The organism is Caballeronia sp. LZ029, assembly GCF_031451275.1.
Lineage (GTDB): Bacteria > Pseudomonadota > Gammaproteobacteria > Burkholderiales > Burkholderiaceae > Caballeronia > Caballeronia jiangsuensis.
In genome coordinates this window covers 1,367,324-1,385,840 of the sequence record NZ_JARUXO010000001.1, presented here as the reverse complement: position 1 = coordinate 1,385,840, position 18,517 = coordinate 1,367,324, and the positions used below count along the sequence as shown (strand labels likewise).

16 protein-coding genes are annotated in these 18,517 nt (G+C 63.8%); 12 read left to right on the top strand and 4 right to left on the bottom strand.

Annotated elements, in window-relative coordinates:
* Window positions 1–75: 75 nt before the first annotated feature.
* The 3 genes from thrC to QCE73_RS06630 are packed head-to-tail and all read right to left on the bottom strand — an operon-like array spanning window position 76 to window position 4,119.
* Window positions 76–1,521 carry a threonine synthase gene (gene thrC / locus QCE73_RS06640; protein ID WP_309880320.1) on the bottom strand — a complete coding sequence of 482 codons (1,446 nt, stop codon included), beginning with the start codon at window positions 1,519–1,521 and terminating at the stop codon, window positions 76–78.
* 11 nt (window positions 1,522–1,532) lie between these two features.
* Window positions 1,533–2,855: a homoserine dehydrogenase gene (locus QCE73_RS06635; protein WP_035498739.1), complete on the bottom strand. Its 1,323-nt coding sequence runs from the start codon at window positions 2,853–2,855 to the stop codon at window positions 1,533–1,535.
* A gap of 25 nt (window positions 2,856–2,880) precedes the next feature.
* Window positions 2,881–4,119 (bottom strand): pyridoxal phosphate-dependent aminotransferase, encoded by a 1,239-nt coding sequence (locus QCE73_RS06630; RefSeq protein ID WP_238215619.1) that lies wholly within the window; start codon window positions 4,117–4,119, stop codon window positions 2,881–2,883.
* Window positions 4,120–4,541: 422 nt separating this feature from the next.
* On the opposite strand from QCE73_RS06630, the gene QCE73_RS06625 reads away from it, so the two are divergent.
* The 12 genes from QCE73_RS06625 to QCE73_RS06570 all read left to right on the top strand — a co-directional run bounded on the left by QCE73_RS06625 (window position 4,542) and on the right by QCE73_RS06570 (window position 17,380).
* Window positions 4,542–4,916, top strand: a complete 375-nt coding sequence (locus tag QCE73_RS06625; RefSeq protein WP_238293711.1) for an Mth938-like domain-containing protein — start codon at window positions 4,542–4,544, stop codon at window positions 4,914–4,916.
* A gap of 309 nt (window positions 4,917–5,225) precedes the next feature.
* Window positions 5,226–6,899 (top strand): glycosyltransferase family 39 protein, encoded by a 1,674-nt coding sequence (locus tag QCE73_RS06620; RefSeq protein WP_309880319.1) that lies wholly within the window; start codon window positions 5,226–5,228, stop codon window positions 6,897–6,899.
* A 97-nt stretch (window positions 6,900–6,996) separates the two neighbouring features.
* A complete protein-coding gene (locus QCE73_RS06615) occupies window positions 6,997–7,368 on the top strand; it encodes an SMR family transporter (RefSeq protein WP_035498744.1) in 372 nt (123 codons plus the stop codon).
* Window positions 7,369–7,421: 53 nt separating this feature from the next.
* Complete coding sequence (locus QCE73_RS06610; protein WP_309880317.1) at window positions 7,422–8,579, top strand: DegT/DnrJ/EryC1/StrS aminotransferase family protein; 1,158 nt, start codon at window positions 7,422–7,424, stop codon at window positions 8,577–8,579.
* A gap of 23 nt (window positions 8,580–8,602) precedes the next feature.
* A complete protein-coding gene (locus QCE73_RS06605; RefSeq protein WP_035498746.1) occupies window positions 8,603–9,640 on the top strand; it encodes a glycosyltransferase in 1,038 nt (345 codons plus the stop codon).
* Window positions 9,637–10,623: a formyltransferase gene (locus tag QCE73_RS06600; protein WP_035498747.1), complete on the top strand. Its 987-nt coding sequence runs from the start codon at window positions 9,637–9,639 to the stop codon at window positions 10,621–10,623. Before QCE73_RS06605 ends, QCE73_RS06600 begins: the two co-directional genes overlap by 4 nt.
* The gene (locus tag QCE73_RS06595) at window positions 10,620–11,666 is read left to right on the top strand and encodes a bifunctional UDP-4-keto-pentose/UDP-xylose synthase (RefSeq protein ID WP_051626672.1); all 1,047 of its coding nucleotides are present in this window, start codon (window positions 10,620–10,622) and stop codon (window positions 11,664–11,666) included. Before QCE73_RS06600 ends, QCE73_RS06595 begins: the two co-directional genes overlap by 4 nt.
* 15 nt (window positions 11,667–11,681) lie before the next feature.
* The gene (locus QCE73_RS06590; RefSeq protein ID WP_035498748.1) at window positions 11,682–12,578 is read left to right on the top strand and encodes a polysaccharide deacetylase family protein; all 897 of its coding nucleotides are present in this window, start codon (window positions 11,682–11,684) and stop codon (window positions 12,576–12,578) included.
* Window positions 12,579–12,662: 84 nt separating this feature from the next.
* Window positions 12,663–13,124, top strand: coding sequence for a peroxiredoxin (locus QCE73_RS06585; protein WP_035498749.1), 462 nt, complete (start codon window positions 12,663–12,665; stop codon window positions 13,122–13,124).
* Between the two features lie 398 nt (window positions 13,125–13,522).
* Window positions 13,523–15,388, top strand: a complete 1,866-nt coding sequence (locus QCE73_RS06580) for a PhoH family protein (RefSeq protein WP_309880313.1) — start codon at window positions 13,523–13,525, stop codon at window positions 15,386–15,388.
* Between the two features lie 194 nt (window positions 15,389–15,582).
* Entirely contained in the window at window positions 15,583–16,515 is a 933-nt protein-coding gene (locus QCE73_RS06575) for an NlpC/P60 family protein (RefSeq protein ID WP_309880311.1), read from the top strand.
* Between the two features lie 58 nt (window positions 16,516–16,573).
* Window positions 16,574–17,380, top strand: a complete 807-nt coding sequence (locus QCE73_RS06570; RefSeq protein ID WP_035498754.1) for an SDR family oxidoreductase — start codon at window positions 16,574–16,576, stop codon at window positions 17,378–17,380.
* 48 nt (window positions 17,381–17,428) lie between these two features.
* On the opposite strand, the gene QCE73_RS06565 is transcribed toward QCE73_RS06570, so the two are convergent.
* Window positions 17,429–18,439, bottom strand: coding sequence for an inorganic phosphate transporter (locus QCE73_RS06565; protein ID WP_035498755.1), 1,011 nt, complete (start codon window positions 18,437–18,439; stop codon window positions 17,429–17,431).
* Window positions 18,440–18,517 lie beyond the last annotated feature (78 nt).

The window sequence follows — 18,517 nt, the reverse complement described above, 5'->3', positions numbered from 1 at the left end:
AAGGGCGCGGTCCAGACTGGCCGCGCCCCGTGCGTCTTCGCGAAAAATCCGCACGAGGCGGATGCGCCTCCCCGATCAGGTGCGCTCGGCGATGAAAGCCTTCACCACGCCCGCATCCGCAGGAACGATATCGAACCTTTGTGGCAGTTTTTCAAGTCCCGCGAACGCCGACGGCCGCTCCGGCTCGCGATTGAGCGCCTCGCGGATTGTCTCGCCGAACTTGATCGGCTGGGCGGTTTCAAGGACGATCATCGGCACGCCCGGCTTCAGGTTCTCGCGTGCGACCTTCACGCCATCGGCGGTATGGGTGTCGATCATCGTCTGATAGCGCTCGTACACGTCGCGGATGGTTTTCACGCGGTCGTCGTGATCGCTCTTGCCCGACACGAAGCCGAATTCCCGCACGCGCGCGAAATCGCCGCTCGCCGCGAGGTCGAAGCCGCCCTTCTCCTCGACATCGCGGAACAGTTGCAGCACGCGCGCCGGATCGCGGCCGAGCAGGTCGTACACGAAGCGCTCGAAGTTCGACGCCTTCGAAATATCCATGCTCGGCGACGTCGTGTGATACGTCTCCGCCGCGCCGCGCACGCGATACACGCCCGACTTGAAGAACTCGTCGAGCACGTCGTTCTCGTTGGTCGCGACGACGAGCTGATCGATCGGCAAGCCCATCATGCGCGCGATATGTCCCGCGCACACATTGCCGAAATTGCCCGACGGCACCGTGAACGACACGCGCTCGTCGTTGCTCTTCGTCGCGGCGAAATAGCCCTTGAAGTAGTACACGACCTGCGCGACGACACGCGCCCAGTTGATCGAATTGACCGTGCCGATCTTGTGCTTCGCCTTGTACGCGTGATCGTTCGATACGGCCTTCACGATGTCCTGGCAGTTGTCGAAGTTGCCCTCGACAGCCAGATTGAAGATGTTCGGGTCTTGCAGCGAGAACATCTGCGCGGTCTGGAACGCGCTCATCTTCTTGTGCGGCGACAGCATGAACACGCGCACGCCGCTCTTGCCGCGCATTGCGTATTCGGCGGCGCTGCCGGTATCGCCCGAGGTCGCGCCGAGGATGTTCAGCGTCTCGCCGTGCTTCGCCAGCGCGTACTCGAAGAGATTGCCGAGCAGTTGCATCGCCATGTCCTTGAAGGCGAGCGTCGGGCCGTTCGAGAGTTCCAGCAGCGACAGCGTCGTGCCGTTTTCCTCGCCGAGCGTCTTGAGCGGCGTGATCTGCGCGGCGCTCTCTTCGTGGCGCACGTTGCTATACACCTGCGCGGTGTAGGTCTTGCGCGTGAGCGAGCGCAGGTCGTCGGCGGGAATGTCGTCGCTGAACTTCGACAGCACTTCGAATGCGAGGTCCGCATACGACAGCGTGCGCCAGCGCGCGAGTTCATCGGCCGATAAGCGCGGATATTGCGCCGGCAGATACAGCCCTCCGTCTTTCGCCAGGCCGCCGAGAAGAATGTCCGAAAACGTGTGGCGCTCGTTGCTGCCGGCGCCGCGCGTCGAAATGTAGTTCATCGTGCTTGCCCTTAGTTGAGCGCTTCCATGCGCAGCTTCGTCACCTTCGATACGACCGTGGACAGCGCTTCGATCTCCGCGATCGCCGCGTTCACGTTCTTCTCCACCGTTTCGTGCGTGATGAGGATGATGTCGGTTTCGCCCTTGTTCGCGCCGTCGACTTCTTCCGATTCCTTCTGCAGCAATGCGTCGATGGAGATGGCCTTGTCCGCGAGAATGCGCGTGATGTTCGCGAGCACGCCCGTTACGTCGGCGACGCGCAGGCGCAGGTAATAGCCGCTCGTGACTTCGTCGATCGGCAGGATCGGCGTATTCGAAAGGCTATCCGGCTGGAACGCCAGATGCGGCACGCGATGCTCCGGATCGGCCGTGTGCAGGCGCGTCACATCGACGAGATCGGCGACCACGGCGGACGCGGTCGGCTCCGCGCCCGCGCCCTTGCCGTAGTACAGCGTGGTGCCGACCGCATCGCCATGCGCGACGACCGCGTTCATCGCGCCTTCGACGTTCGCGAGCAGGCGTTTGGCGGGAATCAGCGTCGGATGCGTGCGCAATTCGATGCCCTTCTCCGTGCGCCGCGCGATGCCGAGCAGCTTGATGCGATAGCCGAGATCCTCCGCGTAGCGAATGTCGATGGCCGCCAGCTTGCTGATGCCTTCCACATACGCGCGATCGAACTGCACCGGCACGCCGAACGCGATCGCGCTCATGATCGTGACCTTGTGCGCGGCATCGACGCCTTCGATATCGAAGGTCGGATCGGCTTCGGCGTAACCGAGTTCCTGCGCGGCCTTCAGCGCGGTCGCGAAGTCGAGGCCGCGGTCGCGCATCTCCGACAGAATGTAGTTCGTCGTGCCGTTGATGATGCCCGCGATGTACTCGATGCGATTCGCCGTCAGCCCTTCGCGCAGCGCCTTGATGATCGGAATGCCGCCCGCCACCGCTGCCTCGAACGCGACCATCACGCCCTTCGCGCGCGCGGCTTCGAAAATCTCCGTGCCGTGCACCGCGAGCAGCGCCTTGTTGGCCGTCACGACATGCTTGCCGTTGGCGATCGCGCGCAGCACCAGCTCGCGCGCGAAGCCCGTGCCGCCGATCATTTCGCACACGATATCGATGGAAGGATCGTCGACGACCGCGCCAAAGTCGTCCGTCACCGCGATGCCTTCCTGCTTCGCGGCCTCGGCCTTCGCCGGCGTGCGCACCGCGACGCGCGCGATTTCGATGCCGCGTCCGGCGCGTCGTTTGATTTCTTCCTGGTTACGGCGCAGCACCGTGAAGGTGCCGCTGCCGACCGTGCCGAAGCCCAAGAGTCCTACTTTGATCGGTTCCATGCAGGGCGAGTCTTTAAAAGAGAGATTAAGCGGAATGTCGTTTGCGATAGCCGTCGAGGAAGCGCGCGATGCGGTTGATCGAATCCGCGAGATCGTCGACGTTCGGCAGGAAGACCACGCGGAAGTGATCCGGTGTCGGCCAGTTGAAGCCCGTGCCCTGCACCAGCAGCACACGCTCCTCGAGCAGCAGGTCCGTGATGAACTGCTGGTCGTCCTGGATCGGGTACATCTTCGGATCGAGCTTCGGGAACATGTAGAGCGCGGCCTGCGGCTTCACGCAGCTCACGCCCGGAATGGCCGTGAGCATGTCGTAGGCGAGCTCGCGCTGTTTGTAGAGGCGTCCGCCCGGCACGATCAGGTCGTTGATGCTCTGATAGCCGCCGAGCGCGGTCTGGATCGCGTACTGGCCGGGCACGTTCGGGCACAGGCGCATCGACGCGAGAATGCCCAGGCCTTCCAGATAATCCTTCGCGCGGCGGCGGTTCTCTTCGATCAGCCCGGAAATCGCCATCCAGCCCGCGCGATAACCGCACGAACGGTAGCTCTTCGACAGGCTGTTGAACGTGACCGTGATCACATCCTCGGACAGCGCGGCCATCGACGTATGCGTTTCGCCGTCGTAGACGATCTTGTCGTAGACCTCGTCCGCGAAAATGATCAGGCCGTGTTCGCGCGCGATGCCGATCAGTTCGCGCAGCAGCTCGTCCGAGTACAGCGCGCCCGTCGGATTATTCGGGTTGATGACGACGAGCGCCTTGGTGTTCGGCGTGATTTTCGCGCGGATGTCGTCGAGATCGGGCATCCAGCCGTTGCTCTCGTCGCACATATAGTGGCGCGGCGTCCCCGACGACAGGCTCACGGCGGCCGTCCACAGCGGATAGTCCGGCGCGGGCAGCAGCACTTCGTCGCCGTCGTTCAGGAGCGCCTGCATCGCCATCACGATCAGCTCGGACGCACCGTTGCCGATGTAGATATCGTCCAGCTCGACGCCCGTCACGCCCTTTTGCTGCGTGTAATGCATGATCGCCTTGCGCGCGGCGAACACACCCTTCGAATCCGAATAGCCCGACGAACCCGGCAAATTGCGGATCATGTCCTGAATGATCTCGTCCGGCGCCTCGAAACCGAACGGCGCCAGATTGCCGATGTTCAGCTTGATGATGCGGTGGCCTTCCTCTTCGAGGCGCTTCGCGTGTTCGAGCACGGGCCCGCGAATGTCGTAGCAGACGTTTTGCAGCTTGTTGGATTTGAGAATCGGTTTCACGGCTGGCGCTCTGGGTCTGGGTGTTGATGCGGACTGGTTGTTCTGATGTCGCTCAGGTGCTGCTCGGCATTCGGGCGGACAGCCTCGCGCGCGGACAGCGGACGGGCGTTGCGATGAAAACCGAGCTTGATGCCGAAGGCGGCTCGCCCGGACGACTCGCGCGTTCCCGAGCGCCGAACGATGCATTTTAGACGCCGCGCCAGGTAGGGCATGGGCGATGCGGACCGGATTGCGTGTCGGAGGCGGCTTGTGGCGGCACGCGAGCGCAACGGAATGGCGCACGAGCAAGCCCGGCAGCCGAAAAGTTATAATTTACTGATTATGGCCCAGTTCCGCAATGCACCAAAGGAACGCGTCTTACCAGTCCTTCGCTGTCGCCGCAGACCCTGGGCCGTCATCCTTTCTCTTGCCGGATCATCGTTTTGAAACTGCACCAGGAATCCAACAAGGCGCTCAATACCATCACGAGCTACGGCGACGGTTTCGTGGCGATCAATCTCGAAAGACACGAAGGCAGTGTGATCGTCATGCCCGAGACGCCTGTCATGGCGTGGCCGGTGTCGTCGTTCGAGGCGCTCACGTCCGAACATTTCGATGCGCTCGTCCAGGCGGCGCCGGAAGTCGTCATCTTCGGCAGCGGGTCGCGGCTGCGCTTTCCGCACCCGCGGCTCACGGCTCAACTGGCGAAACGACGCATCGGCGTCGAGACGATGGATTTCGGCGCGGCGTGCCGCACCTACAACATTCTGATGTCCGAGGGCCGGCGCGTGGCCGCCGCGCTCCTGATCGAAGGCTGAGGAAAGCCTAAGGAAATGCTAAGGAAGCGGTGGCAGACTTCCGCCGCTCATCCGACACCGGCGCGCGCCCGCGCCCGCCGCGTATCGAATTTAAAGAATGCGGGCCGGCTGTGCGCTACACTCCCGCCCGGCGTTGGTGTTCGGCGGGCATTCGGCGGAGTCGCTTCGGACGTCGCGCGCCGCAACTCGCGAACTCACAGCGAAAATGCGTGCCTGAGCATGCGCCTGGTGTAGTTTCACGCAGCCCGCAATCATCGCCCATTTCGTTTCACTAGCGCCGCGCATCGCGGCATCGGACAGGTCGACTTCATGAACGATACGCCTTCCCGGCTACCGCTCACGCGTCTTTCGCTCATTCTTCTCGTACTCGCGCTCGCGATCATCTGGTTCGCGCCGCTTGGCTATCGTCATCTCGTACCGAGCGACGAAGGCCGTTACGCCGAAATGGCGCGCGAGATGTTCGTGACCGGCGACTGGATCACGCCGCGCTACAACGGCTACAAATATTTCGAAAAGCCGCCGCTGCAAACCTGGGCGAACGCGCTCTCGTTCGCGTGGTTCGGCATCGGCGAATGGCAGGCGCGGCTCTATACGGCGCTTATGGGTTTCGCGGGCGTGCTGCTCATCGGCTACACCGGCACGCGCGTATTCAACGCGATGACGGGCTTCGCCGCCGCGGTCATCCTCGCGACCTGCCCGTACTGGAACCTGATGGGCCACTTCAACACGCTCGACATGGGCCTGTCGTTCTGGATGCAACTGACGCTCTGCGCGCTGCTGCTCGCCCAGCGCCCCGGCCTGCCGACGCGTGAAGTACGTTTATGGATGTGGCTCTGCTGGGCCGCGATGGGCGCCGCCGTGCTGTCCAAGGGACTGGTCGGCCTGATCCTGCCGGGCGCGGTTCTCGTGCTGTACTCGCTCGTCTCGCGGGACTGGGCGCTCTGGAGACGGCTCTATATCGGCAGCGGGCTGATCGTGTTCCTGATCGTGACCGGCCCGTGGTTCGCGCTCGTCCAGATGAAGAACCCGGAGTTCTTCAACTTCTTTTTCATCGTTCAGCAGTTCAAGCGCTATCTGACGCCCGAGCAGAATCGTCCGGGCGCGTTCTACTACTTCGTGCCCGTGCTGATCGTCGGCTTTCTGCCGTGGCTGTCGATCACCTTTCAGAGCGTGCGTCACGGCCTCAAGACGCCGCGCCAGCCGAACGGCTTCGCGCCGGTCACGTTGCTGCTCGTCTGGACGGCGTTCATCTTCCTGTTCTTCAGCGCGTCGCACTCCAAGCTCGTTTCCTATGTGCTGCCGGTCGCGCCCGCCATCGCGCTCGTGATCGGGCTGTATCTGCCATCGCTCACGCAGGCGCGCTACCGCATGCATCTGATCGGCTACGCGGTGTTTCTCGTCGCGGCGGCATTCGGCGCGATCTTCATCGGCCGCGCGGGCAGCGCCAACACGCCGAACGTGCTGTATCGCGAGTTCCAGGTCTGGGTGTATGCGGGCCTCGCCGTTGCATTCGTCGTCACGGTGTTCGCGATCTGGCTGAACCGGCGCAGCGTGCTCGCGGGCGCGGCGGGACTGGGCGCGGCGTGGCTGCTGCTCGGCACGATCGCAGGCTCCGGCCACGACGTCTTCGGGACGCAAAGCTCGGGGGTGCCACTCGTGCCCGCCGTCAAAGCCGCGATGGCGAAGCTGCCGCCCGACACGCCGTTCTATGGGGTCGGGAAGCTCGATCACACGATGCCCTTCTACCTCGGCCATACCATGATCATGGTCGCTGAGGCCGACGAGCTGAGCTTCGGCGTGCATGCGGAACCGCAGAAATGGGTGCCGAGCATCGACGACTGGATCAAGTTGTGGGATTCGCAGCGTTACGCGCTCGCGCTGATGTCGCCGTCGCGTTACGACGAACTCAACGCGCGCCACGTGCCGATGCAACTGATCGCACGCGACGAACGCCGCGTGATCGTGGAAAAGCCGCAGCCGTGAGCCTCGTCATCCGTGTCAGCGGCGATGTTGCGCCGCACGATCGTTCGGCATTTGCCGCTGAACCGAGTATCCTTGTTCCGCATTTGAAAAACGCGCGATGAACCCGATTTCCTTTATTTGCATCGTCATCGGCGTATCGTTGAACGCGTGCGCCCAGCTTCTGCTCAAAGCCGGCGTGAATGCGGTGGGCCATTTCGACTTCACGCCCGCCAACATTCTGCCCGTCGGCTTCAAGATTGCGACGCAGTGGCCGATCATCGGTGGGCTCGCGTGTTATGTGCTGAGCGTCGTCGTGTGGATCGTCGGGCTGTCGCGCGTGGATGTATCGATCGCCTATCCGATGCTCTCGCTCGGCTACGTCGTCAACGCGTTCGCCGCGTGGTATCTGTTCGGCGAAGTGCTGTCGATGCAGCGGCTCATCGGCATCGGCATCATTCTGATCGGCGTGGTGGTGCTCGCGCGCGGCTAGTTCGTCGAATCGAAGCGTCGTGCAGACCAATTCATTTTTAAACGCATAGTCCAATGACTCAAACAACGCGGCCGTTTCTGCCTTTCGTGAAGCCCGAGATCGACGAGGAAACCATTCAGGGCGTGGTCGACGTGCTGCGCTCGGGCTGGATCACGACGGGACCGCAGAGCCAGCAGTTCGAGGCCGAACTGTCGGCGTATTTCGGCGGCCGTCCGGTGCGGGCGTTCAATTCGGGCACGTGCACGATGGAAATCGGCTTGCGCATCGCCGGCGTGGGTCCGGGCGACGAAGTCATCACCACGCCGATGACCTGGGTGTCGACCGCGAACGTGATCCTCGAAGTGGGCGCGACGCCGGTCTTCGTCGATATCGATCCGCTCACGCGCAACATCGACCTGAATCTGCTGGAACGCGCGATCACGCCGCGCACGAAGGCGATCATGCCGGTCTATCTGGCGGGCCTGCCCGTCGACATGGACAAGTTCTACGAGATCGCACGCGCCCACAAGCTGCGCGTGATCGAGGATGCCGCGCAGGCGTTCGGGTCGAGCTGGAAGGGCAAGCGCATCGGCGCGATCGGCGACATCGTGTCGTTCAGCTTTCACGCGAACAAGAACGTGACGTCGATCGAAGGCGGCGCGCTCGTGCTCAACAACGAGGACGAAGCGGAACTGGCGCGCAAGTATCGTCTGCAGGGCATCACGCGCACGGGCTTCGACGGCATGGACTGCGACGTGCTCGGCGGCAAGTACAACCTGACGGATGTGGCGGCGCGCGTCGGGCTCGGCCAGTTGCGGCAGGTCGAGCGCTTCACGGAAAAGCGCCGCGAACTCGCGCGCGCGTACTTCGACGCGTTCGAAGGCGGCGCGGCGGTCAGGCTCGGCGCCGGCCTGCCGACGAAGAATTTCACCGACAGCAACTGGCACATGTTTCAGATCGCGCTGCCGCTCGAAAAGCTCAGGCTCTCGCGCGCGGAGTTCATGGCCGAGATGAAGGAGCGCGGCATCGGCACGGGTCTGCACTACCCGGCGCTCCATCTCTTCACGCTGTATCGCGCGCGTGGCTTTAAAGAAGGCATGTTTCCGCATGCGGAGCGCTACGGCGCATCGACGGTCACGTTGCCGCTCTTCACGCTGATGAGCACGGACGATGTCGAACACGTCGTGAAATCAGTCGACGAAATCTGCGAACAGTTCGCGCACAACGGGTAACCAGCAAGGACACTCAGCCCAATATGAGTCATTTGGATTTTCCGGCGACGTCTCCCGAGCTTTCGGTGATCATCCCGGTGTACAACGAGGAAGACGGCCTCGCCGCCCTCTTCCAGCGCCTGTATCCCGCGCTCGACGCGCTCGGCACGTCGTATGAGGTGATCTTCATCAACGACGGCAGCCGCGACAAATCGGCCGCGCTGCTCGCACAGCAATTTCACGTGCGGCCGGACACCACGCGCGTGATTCTGCTCAACGGCAATTACGGCCAGCACATGGCGATTCTCGCGGGCTTCGAACAGTCGCGCGGCGAGATCGTCGTCACGCTCGATGCCGACCTGCAGAATCCGCCCGAGGAAATCGCCAAGCTCGTCAACAAAATGCGCGAGGGCTACGACTACGTCGGCACCATTCGGCAGCAGCGGCAGGACAGCCTGTGGCGCAAGAAAGCGTCGCGCGCGATGAACCGCCTGCGCGAACGCATCACGAAGATTCGCATGACCGACCAGGGCTGCATGCTGCGCGCGTACAGCCGCCATATCATCGATACGATCAACCGCTGCGGCGAGATCAACACCTTCATCCCGGCGCTCGCGTACACGTTCGCGCAGAACCCCATCGAAGTCGATGTCGCGCATGAAGAACGCTTTGCGGGCGAATCGAAGTATTCGCTCTACAGTCTCATTCGCCTGAACTTCGATCTCGTCACCGGCTTCTCGGTGGTGCCGCTGCAATGGCTGTCGTTCATCGGCGTGATCCTGTCGGTCGGCTCGGCGGGTCTCTTCCTGCTGCTGTTGATTCGTCGCTTCATGTTCGGCGCGGAAGTTCAGGGTGTGTTCACCCTCTTCGCCATCACGTTCTTCATGCTCGGCGTGATCATCTTCGCGCTCGGGCTGCTCGGGGAATACATCGGGCGTATCTATCAGCAAGTGCGCGCGCGGCCCCGCTATCTCGTGCAGACGATCCTCGAACAGCGCGACGGCCTGCCCACCGCGATCAAGCCCCTTCAGGAATCCGTGCAGCACGTGGCCGTCGTCACGCGCGAGGAAGACGGCCGATGAAGCCGCGCGCAGTCGTCTTCGCCTATCACAACGTCGGCGTGCGCTGTCTGCAGGTGCTGCTCGCACGCGGTGTCGATGTCGCGCTCGTCGTCACGCACGAGGACAGCGCGAGCGAGAACATCTGGTTCGGCAGCGTCGCCCAGGTTGCGGCGGAACACGGCATCGACACGATCACGCCCGCCGATCCCAAATCGCCCGAGCTGTACGACACGCTGGAAAAGCTCGCGCCGGATTTCATCTTCTCGTTCTACTACCGCCACATGCTGCCGGTTTCGCTGCTCTCGCTCGCGCGGCGCGGCGCGTACAACATGCATGGCTCGCTCCTGCCGAAGTATCGCGGCCGCGTGCCGACGAACTGGGCGGTGATCAACGGCGAGACCGAGACCGGCGCGACGCTGCACGAAATGGCGGAGAAGCCCGACGCGGGCGCGATCCTCGCGCAGACGCCGGTGCCGATTCTCCCCGACGACACCGCCGCGCTCGTGTTCGACAAGACCGTCGTCGCCGCCGAGCAGACGCTCTGGCGCGTGCTGCCCGCGCTGCTTGCGGGCGAAGCGCCGCATCTGCCGAACGATCTCGCCTCGGGCAGCTATTACGGCGGGCGCAAGCCGGAAGACGGCCGCATCGACTGGTCGCAGCCCGCGCAGCGTGTCTACAACCTGATCCGCGCGGTCGCGCCGCCCTATCCGGGCGCGTTCACGGATATCGGCGCGGACCGTTTCATCGTCGCGCGGGCGCGGCTCGTGCCCGAAACCGGCGCGCCCGGCCTGTCCTCCGAAAGGCTCGGTGAGTTGCGGGGTTTGCCCCCGGGCCTAAGCGTGGCGGATAATGCGCTGTTCGGCGTCTGCGGCGATGGCCGCGTCATCGCCATCCACGAGTTGCGCCATCGGACGCTCGACGCCGATTCGCAACCCGTGGACGAAGAGCGCCCCGTCGATCCCGCCGAATTCGGCCGCATCATTCAATCCTCTCGTCATTCATGAAAAAAGTTCTGATCCTGGGTGTCAATGGCTTCATCGGCCATCACCTGTCCAAGCGCATCCTCGAAAACACCGACTGGGAAGTCTTCGGGATGGACATGCAAACCGATCGCCTGGGCGACCTCGCGAATCACGAGCGGATGCATTTCTTCGAAGGCGACATCACGATCAACAAGGAGTGGGTCGAGTATCACGTGAAGAAGTGCGACGTGATCCTGCCGCTCGTCGCCATCGCGACGCCCGCGACTTACGTGAAACAGCCGCTGCGCGTGTTCGAGCTCGACTTCGAGGCGAATCTGCCGATCGTGCGTTCGGCCGTGAAGTACGGCAAGCATCTCGTGTTTCCGTCGACCTCCGAGGTCTACGGCATGTGCACGGACGAGCAGTTCGATCCGGAAAACTCCGTGCTGTCCTACGGCCCCATCAACAAGCCGCGCTGGATCTACGCGTGCTCGAAGCAGTTGATGGACCGCGTGATCTGGGGCTACGGCATGGAAGGGCTGAACTTCACCCTCTTCCGTCCGTTCAACTGGATCGGCCCGGGCCTCGACTCGATCTACACGCCGAAGGAAGGTTCGTCGCGCGTGGTGACGCAGTTCCTCGGCCATATCGTGCGCGGCGAGAACATCAGCCTCGTCGACGGCGGCGCGCAGAAGCGCGCGTTCACCGACATCGACGACGGCATCGGCGCGCTGATGAAGATCATCGAGAACAAGGACGGCGTGGCCTCGGGCAAGATCTATAACATCGGCAATCCGACGAACAACTTCTCGGTGCGCGAGCTGGCGAACAAGATGCTCGCGCTCGCGAACGAGTTCCCCGAGTACTCGGACACCGCGAAGAAGGTGCAGCTCGTCGAGACCTCGTCGGGTGCGTACTACGGCAACGGCTATCAGGACGTGCAAAACCGCGTGCCGAAGATCGACAACACGATGCAGGAACTCGGCTGGGCGCCGCAAGCGTCCATGGACGACGCGCTGCGCAAGATCTTCGAAGCGTATCGCGGCCACGTGGGCGAAGCCCGCAAGCTCGTCGAACAGTCGTAAGCGAGGGAAACGCGCGTGGCCCGCATCGTTCTCAAGATCGACGTCGATACGCTGCGCGGCACGCGCGAAGGCGTGCCCAACCTCGGGCGTCTGCTCGACAAGTACAGCGCCCGCGCGACGTTCCTCTTCAGCCTCGGCCCCGATCACACCGGCTGGGCGCTGCGGCGCGTCTTCCGGCCCGGCTTCCTGAAGAAGGTGTCGCGCACGTCGGTGGTCGAGCACTACGGCGTGAAGACGCTCATGTACGGCGTCCTCCTGCCGGGGCCGGACATCGGCCGCGAAGCCGTGTCGGAAATGCGCGCGATTCACGAAGCCGGCTTCGAATGCGGCATCCATACGTGGGACCACGTCTACTGGCAGGACAACGTGCGTGGGCGCGACCGCGAATGGACCGTCGCGCAGATGCAGCAGAGCCATGCGCGCTTCATCGAAATCTTCGGTGCACCGCCCGTTACGCACGGCGCGGCCGGCTGGCAGATGAACGGCTACGCGTTCGAGCAGATCGATGCATGGGGCATGCGCTATGCGTCCGACGGGCGCGGCCACACGCCGTACATTCCCGTGCTGGATGGCCGCACGCTGAACCACATCCAGATGCCGACGACGCTCCCGACGCTCGACGAAGTGCTGGGTGTCGACGGTGTCGACGAAAGCACTGTCGCGGCGCATGTGCTGCGCCATACCGCCGACAATCCGCACGATCAGGTGTTCACCCTGCACGCCGAGCTCGAAGGCCAGAAGCTCGCGCCGGTGTTCGAGCAACTGCTCGCCGGCTGGCGCGCGCAGGGACACACCTTCGCCACGATGGGCGATTACCATGCGGCGCTGGACCGCGCGTCGCTGCCCACGTACCCTGTGACGTGGGGCGAGATTCCGGGCCGCGCGGGCGAGCTGATCGTTCAGGCGGGCTGAAGCGGCGCGTGGCCGCTTTTCGGGACTCGTCGCGAGTTTCGTCTTCTTTCTCACCTACAAATCAGAACAACCGGAGAAACCTACGTGTCAGTCGCAGTCGACCAGCCCGTTCCCGACTTCACCGCCCCCGCGACGGGTGGCGAGTTCACCCTGTCCTCCCTGCGCGGCAAAAAGGTCGTGCTCTTCTTTTATCCGAAGGACAACACGCCGGGCTGCACGACCGAAAGCCTGCAGTTTCGCGACCACTACGACCAGTTCAGGGCGGCGGGCGCGGAAGTGATCGGCATCTCGCGTGACAGCGTGAAATCGCACGACAATTTCAAGGCCAAGCTGGAACTGCCCTACACGCTCGTTTCCGACGGCGACGAAGCCATCTGCTCGGCCTTCGATGTCATCAAAATGAAGAAAATGTATGGCAAGGAAGTGCGCGGCGTCGAACGCTCGACCTTCCTCATCGACGCAAAAGGCGTGCTTCGCCGCGAGTTCCGCGGCGTCAAGGTGCCAGGCCACGTAGAGGCTATTGTCGAGGCTGTACAAGCGATTTGAGGCACGATATATTGGTTCGCAATGAGCGCCTGTCCTCCCCATTCCCTTTGTCTTAGCGCGAGCCGCCGTATGCCTGTCGGTACGGTCGGCATGGACCCGGGCTACGTGGAGCCGGCAAGGGAAAGGCGCTCTGAAACAGAAGTCAGCCGCTGGTTCCGGTAGTCGGAACGGCGGCTTTTTTATTTGGCGTCGCACAAAAGCCACGGTTGACCGGCTCGTGAGCGGCGCGTTGCACGCGACCTCCAAGGAGCAGATCGAAACTTAGGCGAACCGGCGATTTCGACAACTAAGCGCGCCACCGGGCGCAAACTGCGGGATTCGTATCGCTTCGAGGGCGGACGAGCAGGATGCGACAGGCGGCGCACGATACACGACCCGATTCCTTTCGAGGGAACACTATGCCTTTGCCTACCGCCCCGGCCAAGCTCGGCCACCTCCTTCCGGCTGAAGAATACAAGGCCAAAGCTCGGCCTTCGAAACAGTCGAAGAAACAAGCCGCGGCGAGCGATGACGACGCCTACGGCGCGGTCGAGACCGTCGCCGCCGAGCGTCCCGCCACGAACGCCGCGCACACGCTGCGCTCGATCGCGAGCGAAGTGCTGACCCAGATGCCGGCCGAACCGCACGCGGAAGCGGCCGTGCCGCCGCCCGCGCCCGGCACCGTGCCGACGCGCGGCCGAAAATCGAAACAGACCGCGGCACTGCTGCAGCCGGCGCCTGCCGCGCGCGCCACGCCGGAACCCGTCGAAGCTCGCACCGAGCGCGCCGAGACGCCTGTGGCGCCTGAGGCATCGCCGCGCGCCACGGCGAGAGACACGCGCACGCAAAACAAGCGCCGCAAGGGCACGGCGGCGGAAGCCGAATTGCGCAAGCTGTTCGTGCTCGACACCAACGTGCTGATGCACGATCCGAGCTCGCTCTTCCGCTTCGAGGAGCACGACGTCTATCTGCCGATGATGACGTTGGAAGAACTCGACAATCACAAGAAGGGCATGTCGGAAGTGGCGCGCAACGCCCGTCAGGTGAGCCGCACGCTCGATGCGCTCGTCGCGCACGCGGGCGACGCCGGCAAGATGGCGGAAGGTTTGCCGCTCGCCGCGCAAGGCAACCGCGACGCGCTCGGCCGCCTTTACTTCCAGACCACGCTCACCGACATCGAGCCGGTGGAAGGCTTGCCCGTCGGCAAGGCGGACAACCAGATTCTCGGCGTCGTGCGCGCGCTGCAGAAGGAGCGGCCGGATCGGCAGGTCGTGCTGGTGTCGAAAGACATCAACATGCGCATCAAGGCGCATGCGCTCGGGCTGCCCGCCGAAGATTATTTCAACGACCAGGTTCTCGAGGACAAGGACCTGCTCTATTCGGGCGTGCGCGCGCTGCCGCAGGACTTCTGGACCAAGCACGCCAAGGGCATGGAGAGCTGGCAGGACACCAAGACCGGCACGACGTATTACCGCGTGACCGGGCCGCTGTGCCCGTCGATGCTCGTCAACGAGTTCGTCTATCTGGAGCCGCAGAACGGCGAGCCGTCGTTCCACGCGGTCGTGCGCGAACTGAACGGCAAGACCGCGCTCCTGCAGACGCTGCGTGACTACGGCCATCACAAGAACAACGTGTGGGGCATCACCGCGCGCAACCGCGAGCAGAACTTCGCGCTCAACCTGCTGATGAACCCGGAAGTCGATTTCGTCACGCTGCTCGGCCAGGCGGGCACCGGCAAGACGCTGATGGCGCTCGCCGCCGGCCTCGCGCAGGTGCTCGACGACAAGCGCTACAACGAGATCATCGTGACGCGTGCGACGGTGCCGGTCGGCGAAGATATCGGCTTTCTGCCGGGCACCGAGGAAGAGAAGATGCAGCCGTGGATGGGCGCGTTCGACGACAACCTCGAAGTCCTGCAAAAGACCGACGATGCCGCCGGCGAATGGGGCCGCGCCGCGACGCAGGAACTCATCCGTTCGCGGCTGAAGGTGAAGAGCATGAACTTCATGCGCGGGCGCACGTTCGTCGACAAGTACGTGATCATCGACGAGGCGCAGAACCTGACGCCCAAGCAGATGAAAACGCTCGTCACGCGCGCAGGTCCGGGCACGAAGATCATCTGCCTCGGCAACATCGCGCAGATCGACACGCCGTACCTGACCGAAGGCAGTTCGGGGCTGACGTATGTCGTCGATCGCTTCAAGGGCTGGACGCATAGCGGACACGTGACGCTCGCGCGCGGCGAACGTTCGCGCCTCGCCGATTACGCGTCCGACATCCTGTAAGCGCGGCGCATTGGCGTTTCCATACGGCCCGGCGAAGCGATTCGCCGGGCCGCTTCTTTTTGTCTGAACGTTCCCCGGCTGCAACACTTACGGCACAAACTTCATGTAAATCCTGAAGACATCTTGTCGCACGCCCGTTCGGCGGGCTAGTATCGGCACAGTGTCCTTCCCGGCGAGATTGCTCGCCCAATGCAATGTGTCGAATCTGGTTGCTGCTTTGTGTCACCGTACTGCTCGCCGCGTGTGGATCCGCGCCGCAGCAGACGGCACGCAAGCCCGCCGCCAGCACGACCGCGAACCGCACCTACCAGCCGCCACCCGGCTTTCCCAATTTCGTCGATCACAGCGTCGGGCGTGAGGAAATCTCCATTCAGGCGATGTCGCTCGTCGGCGTGCCCTACCGTTGGGGCGGCAATACGCCGGACGCGGGTTTCGATTGCAGCGGGCTCGTGCGATATGTCGTCGACCGCGCGGCGTCGGTGAATCTGCCGCGCACGACCGCCGACATGAGTTCGCGAGGCGAATCGATCGAGCCGGACGGCATCGCGCCGGGCGACCTGATCTTCTTCAACACGACCGGACGGCCGCATTCGCACGTGGGCATTTACGTCGGCAAACTGCGTTTCGTGAACGCGCCGTCGACGGGGGGCACCGTGCGGCTCGACTATCTGACGAACCCGTATTGGGCGAAGCGCTTCGATGGCATTCGACGCGTCGCGCCGCCGAAGTCCGCACCCGCGCCGTTCGATGCGCCGACTTATCTAGCATCGCCCGCGCCCGTGCAAACGCCCTCCGCTCCGGCAAGCACCGACGCCTTCGAACCGCCGCCCTCCACGCTCACCGCCGCGCAACGACAGTCTCAAGCCGCGGGCGCAATCGCGCCGCAGACGGCCGCCGCCGTCAACGCGTCGTCCGATCCGATCCAGGCAGCCGCCGACGCCTTCGAACCGCCGCCTCCGACCTCGCGCGCCGCACGTCAACAGGCGCGCGCCGCTCAGGCCACCGACTCCGCCGATCCAGCCGAAGCGCCCGTTCGCGTGATGCGCGCCTCGACCGGTTCGCTCGCCGCGCCCCGCCCCGCACAAACCGACGATCCCATCGCCCGCTTCGCGACCGGCACGAACTGACGCGCGCCACGCGTCTCTGCTATCGTGTTTCGATCATTCTTCGACGGAGCGCAATACCATGGACCTGGGACTCGCGGGCAAGGTCGTCCTGATCACGGGCGGCAGCAAGGGAATCGGATTTGCATGCGCCAAGGCGTTCGCGAGCGAAGGAGCGAAAGTCGCGATCGTCTCGCGCGATGCCGCGAATCTCGCCCGCGCCCGCGAACAACTGGCGAGCGCCGGCTATCACGTGCATCTCGCACGCGCGGACCTGCACGAAGCGCACAGCGCCGAGGATGTGGTCGAGGAAGCGAGCGCTGCGCTCGGACCGATCGACATTCTCGTCAATAGCGCAGGCGCGGCCCGTCGCTACGATCCCGACACGCTCGATGCCGCGGCCTACAAGGCGGCCATGGACGCCAAGTACTTCTCCTACGTCTATCCGCAGCAGGTCGTGCTGAAGCGCATGGCCGAGCGCCTGCGCAACGAGCCGGGCACGGAACCCGGCGCGATCGTCAATATTGTCGGGATGGGCGGGAAGATCGCGACGGACATCCATATCGCGGGCGGTGCGGCCAACGCGGCGCTGATGCTCAATACCGTCGGCCTCGCCCATCATTACGCGAAGCTCGGCATCCGCATCAATGCGATCAATCCGGGCGCGACGCTCACCGAGCGCGTCGAGGAAGCACTCGATCTGGAAGCGAAACGGCAAGGCGTCACACGCGATCAGGTGCTCGCCGAAAGCCAGGCGAAAGTGCCGCTCGGGCGCTATGCAAAACCGGAGGAAATCGCCGACGTGGCGCTCTTTCTGGCGAGCCGCCGCGCGAGTTACGTGTCGGGCGCGATCATTCCGATGGACGGTGTGTCGTCGCCGATCATCTGACGCGTTCGGGCTCCGACGCGGTTCGGGGCCCGAGGCAAGGCAAGACGCTTACAGGAAGCGGTGGCCGACCCACCAGCCCGCTGCGGCGAGCGCGGCGGACGCGGGAATCGTCAGAATCCACGCCCACACGATATTGCCCGCGACGCCCCAGCGCACCGCGCTGAACTTCTGCGTCGCGCCGACGCCGACGATCGCGCCGGTGATCGTATGCGTCGTCGAAACGGGAATGCCCAGGAACGACGCGACGAAGAGCGTGATCGCCCCGCCCGTCTCCGCGCAGAATCCGCCGACCGGCTTCAGCTTCGTGATTTTCTGGCCCATCGTGCGCACGATGCGCCAGCCGCCGAAGAGCGTTCCCAGACCCATCGACAGATAGCACAGGCCGATCACCCAGATCGGCGGCGCGTCGGCGGCGGCAGAAGCGTAGCCGGTCGCGATCAGCAGCATCCAGATGATGCCGATGGTCTTCTGCGCGTCGTTGCCGCCGTGGCCGAGCGAATACAGGCCCGCCGACACGAGCTGCATGCGCCGGAAACGCCGGTCGACCTTCGAGGGCGGCGTGCGGAAATACAGCCACGACACGAGCAGCATGAAGAACGAGCCGAGCACGAAACCGAGCAGCGGCGAGATGAAAATGAATGCGACCGTCTTGAGCAACCCGTCCCAGTTGAGCGATCCCCAGCCCGACTTCGCGAGCGCCGCGCCGACGAGACCGCCGATCAGCGCATGCGACGAGCTCGACGGAATGCCGTAATGCCACGTGACGATATTCCAGCCGATCGCGCCGACGAGCGCGCCGAAAATGACGTAGTGATCGACGATTTCGGGATCGATCGTGCCTTTGCCGACGGTCGCCGCGACCTTCAGGTGAAAGATGAAATACGCTATGACGTTGAACGCGGCGGCGAACGCGACGGCCTGTTGCGGTTTGAGCACGCCGGTCGAGACGACCGTCGCGATGGAATTGGCGGCGTCGTGAAAGCCGTTCATGAAGTCGAACGCGAGTGCGACTATGACGAGCAAGGAGACTGCCCAGATGGCGAGTTGAATCGAATGCATCGGTTGGTGTTGTTTTGACCGGTCTTGAAATGCGCTGCCGGTTAGTCGTCCCGGTTTTCTCGTGTCCCGCCGCGCGCG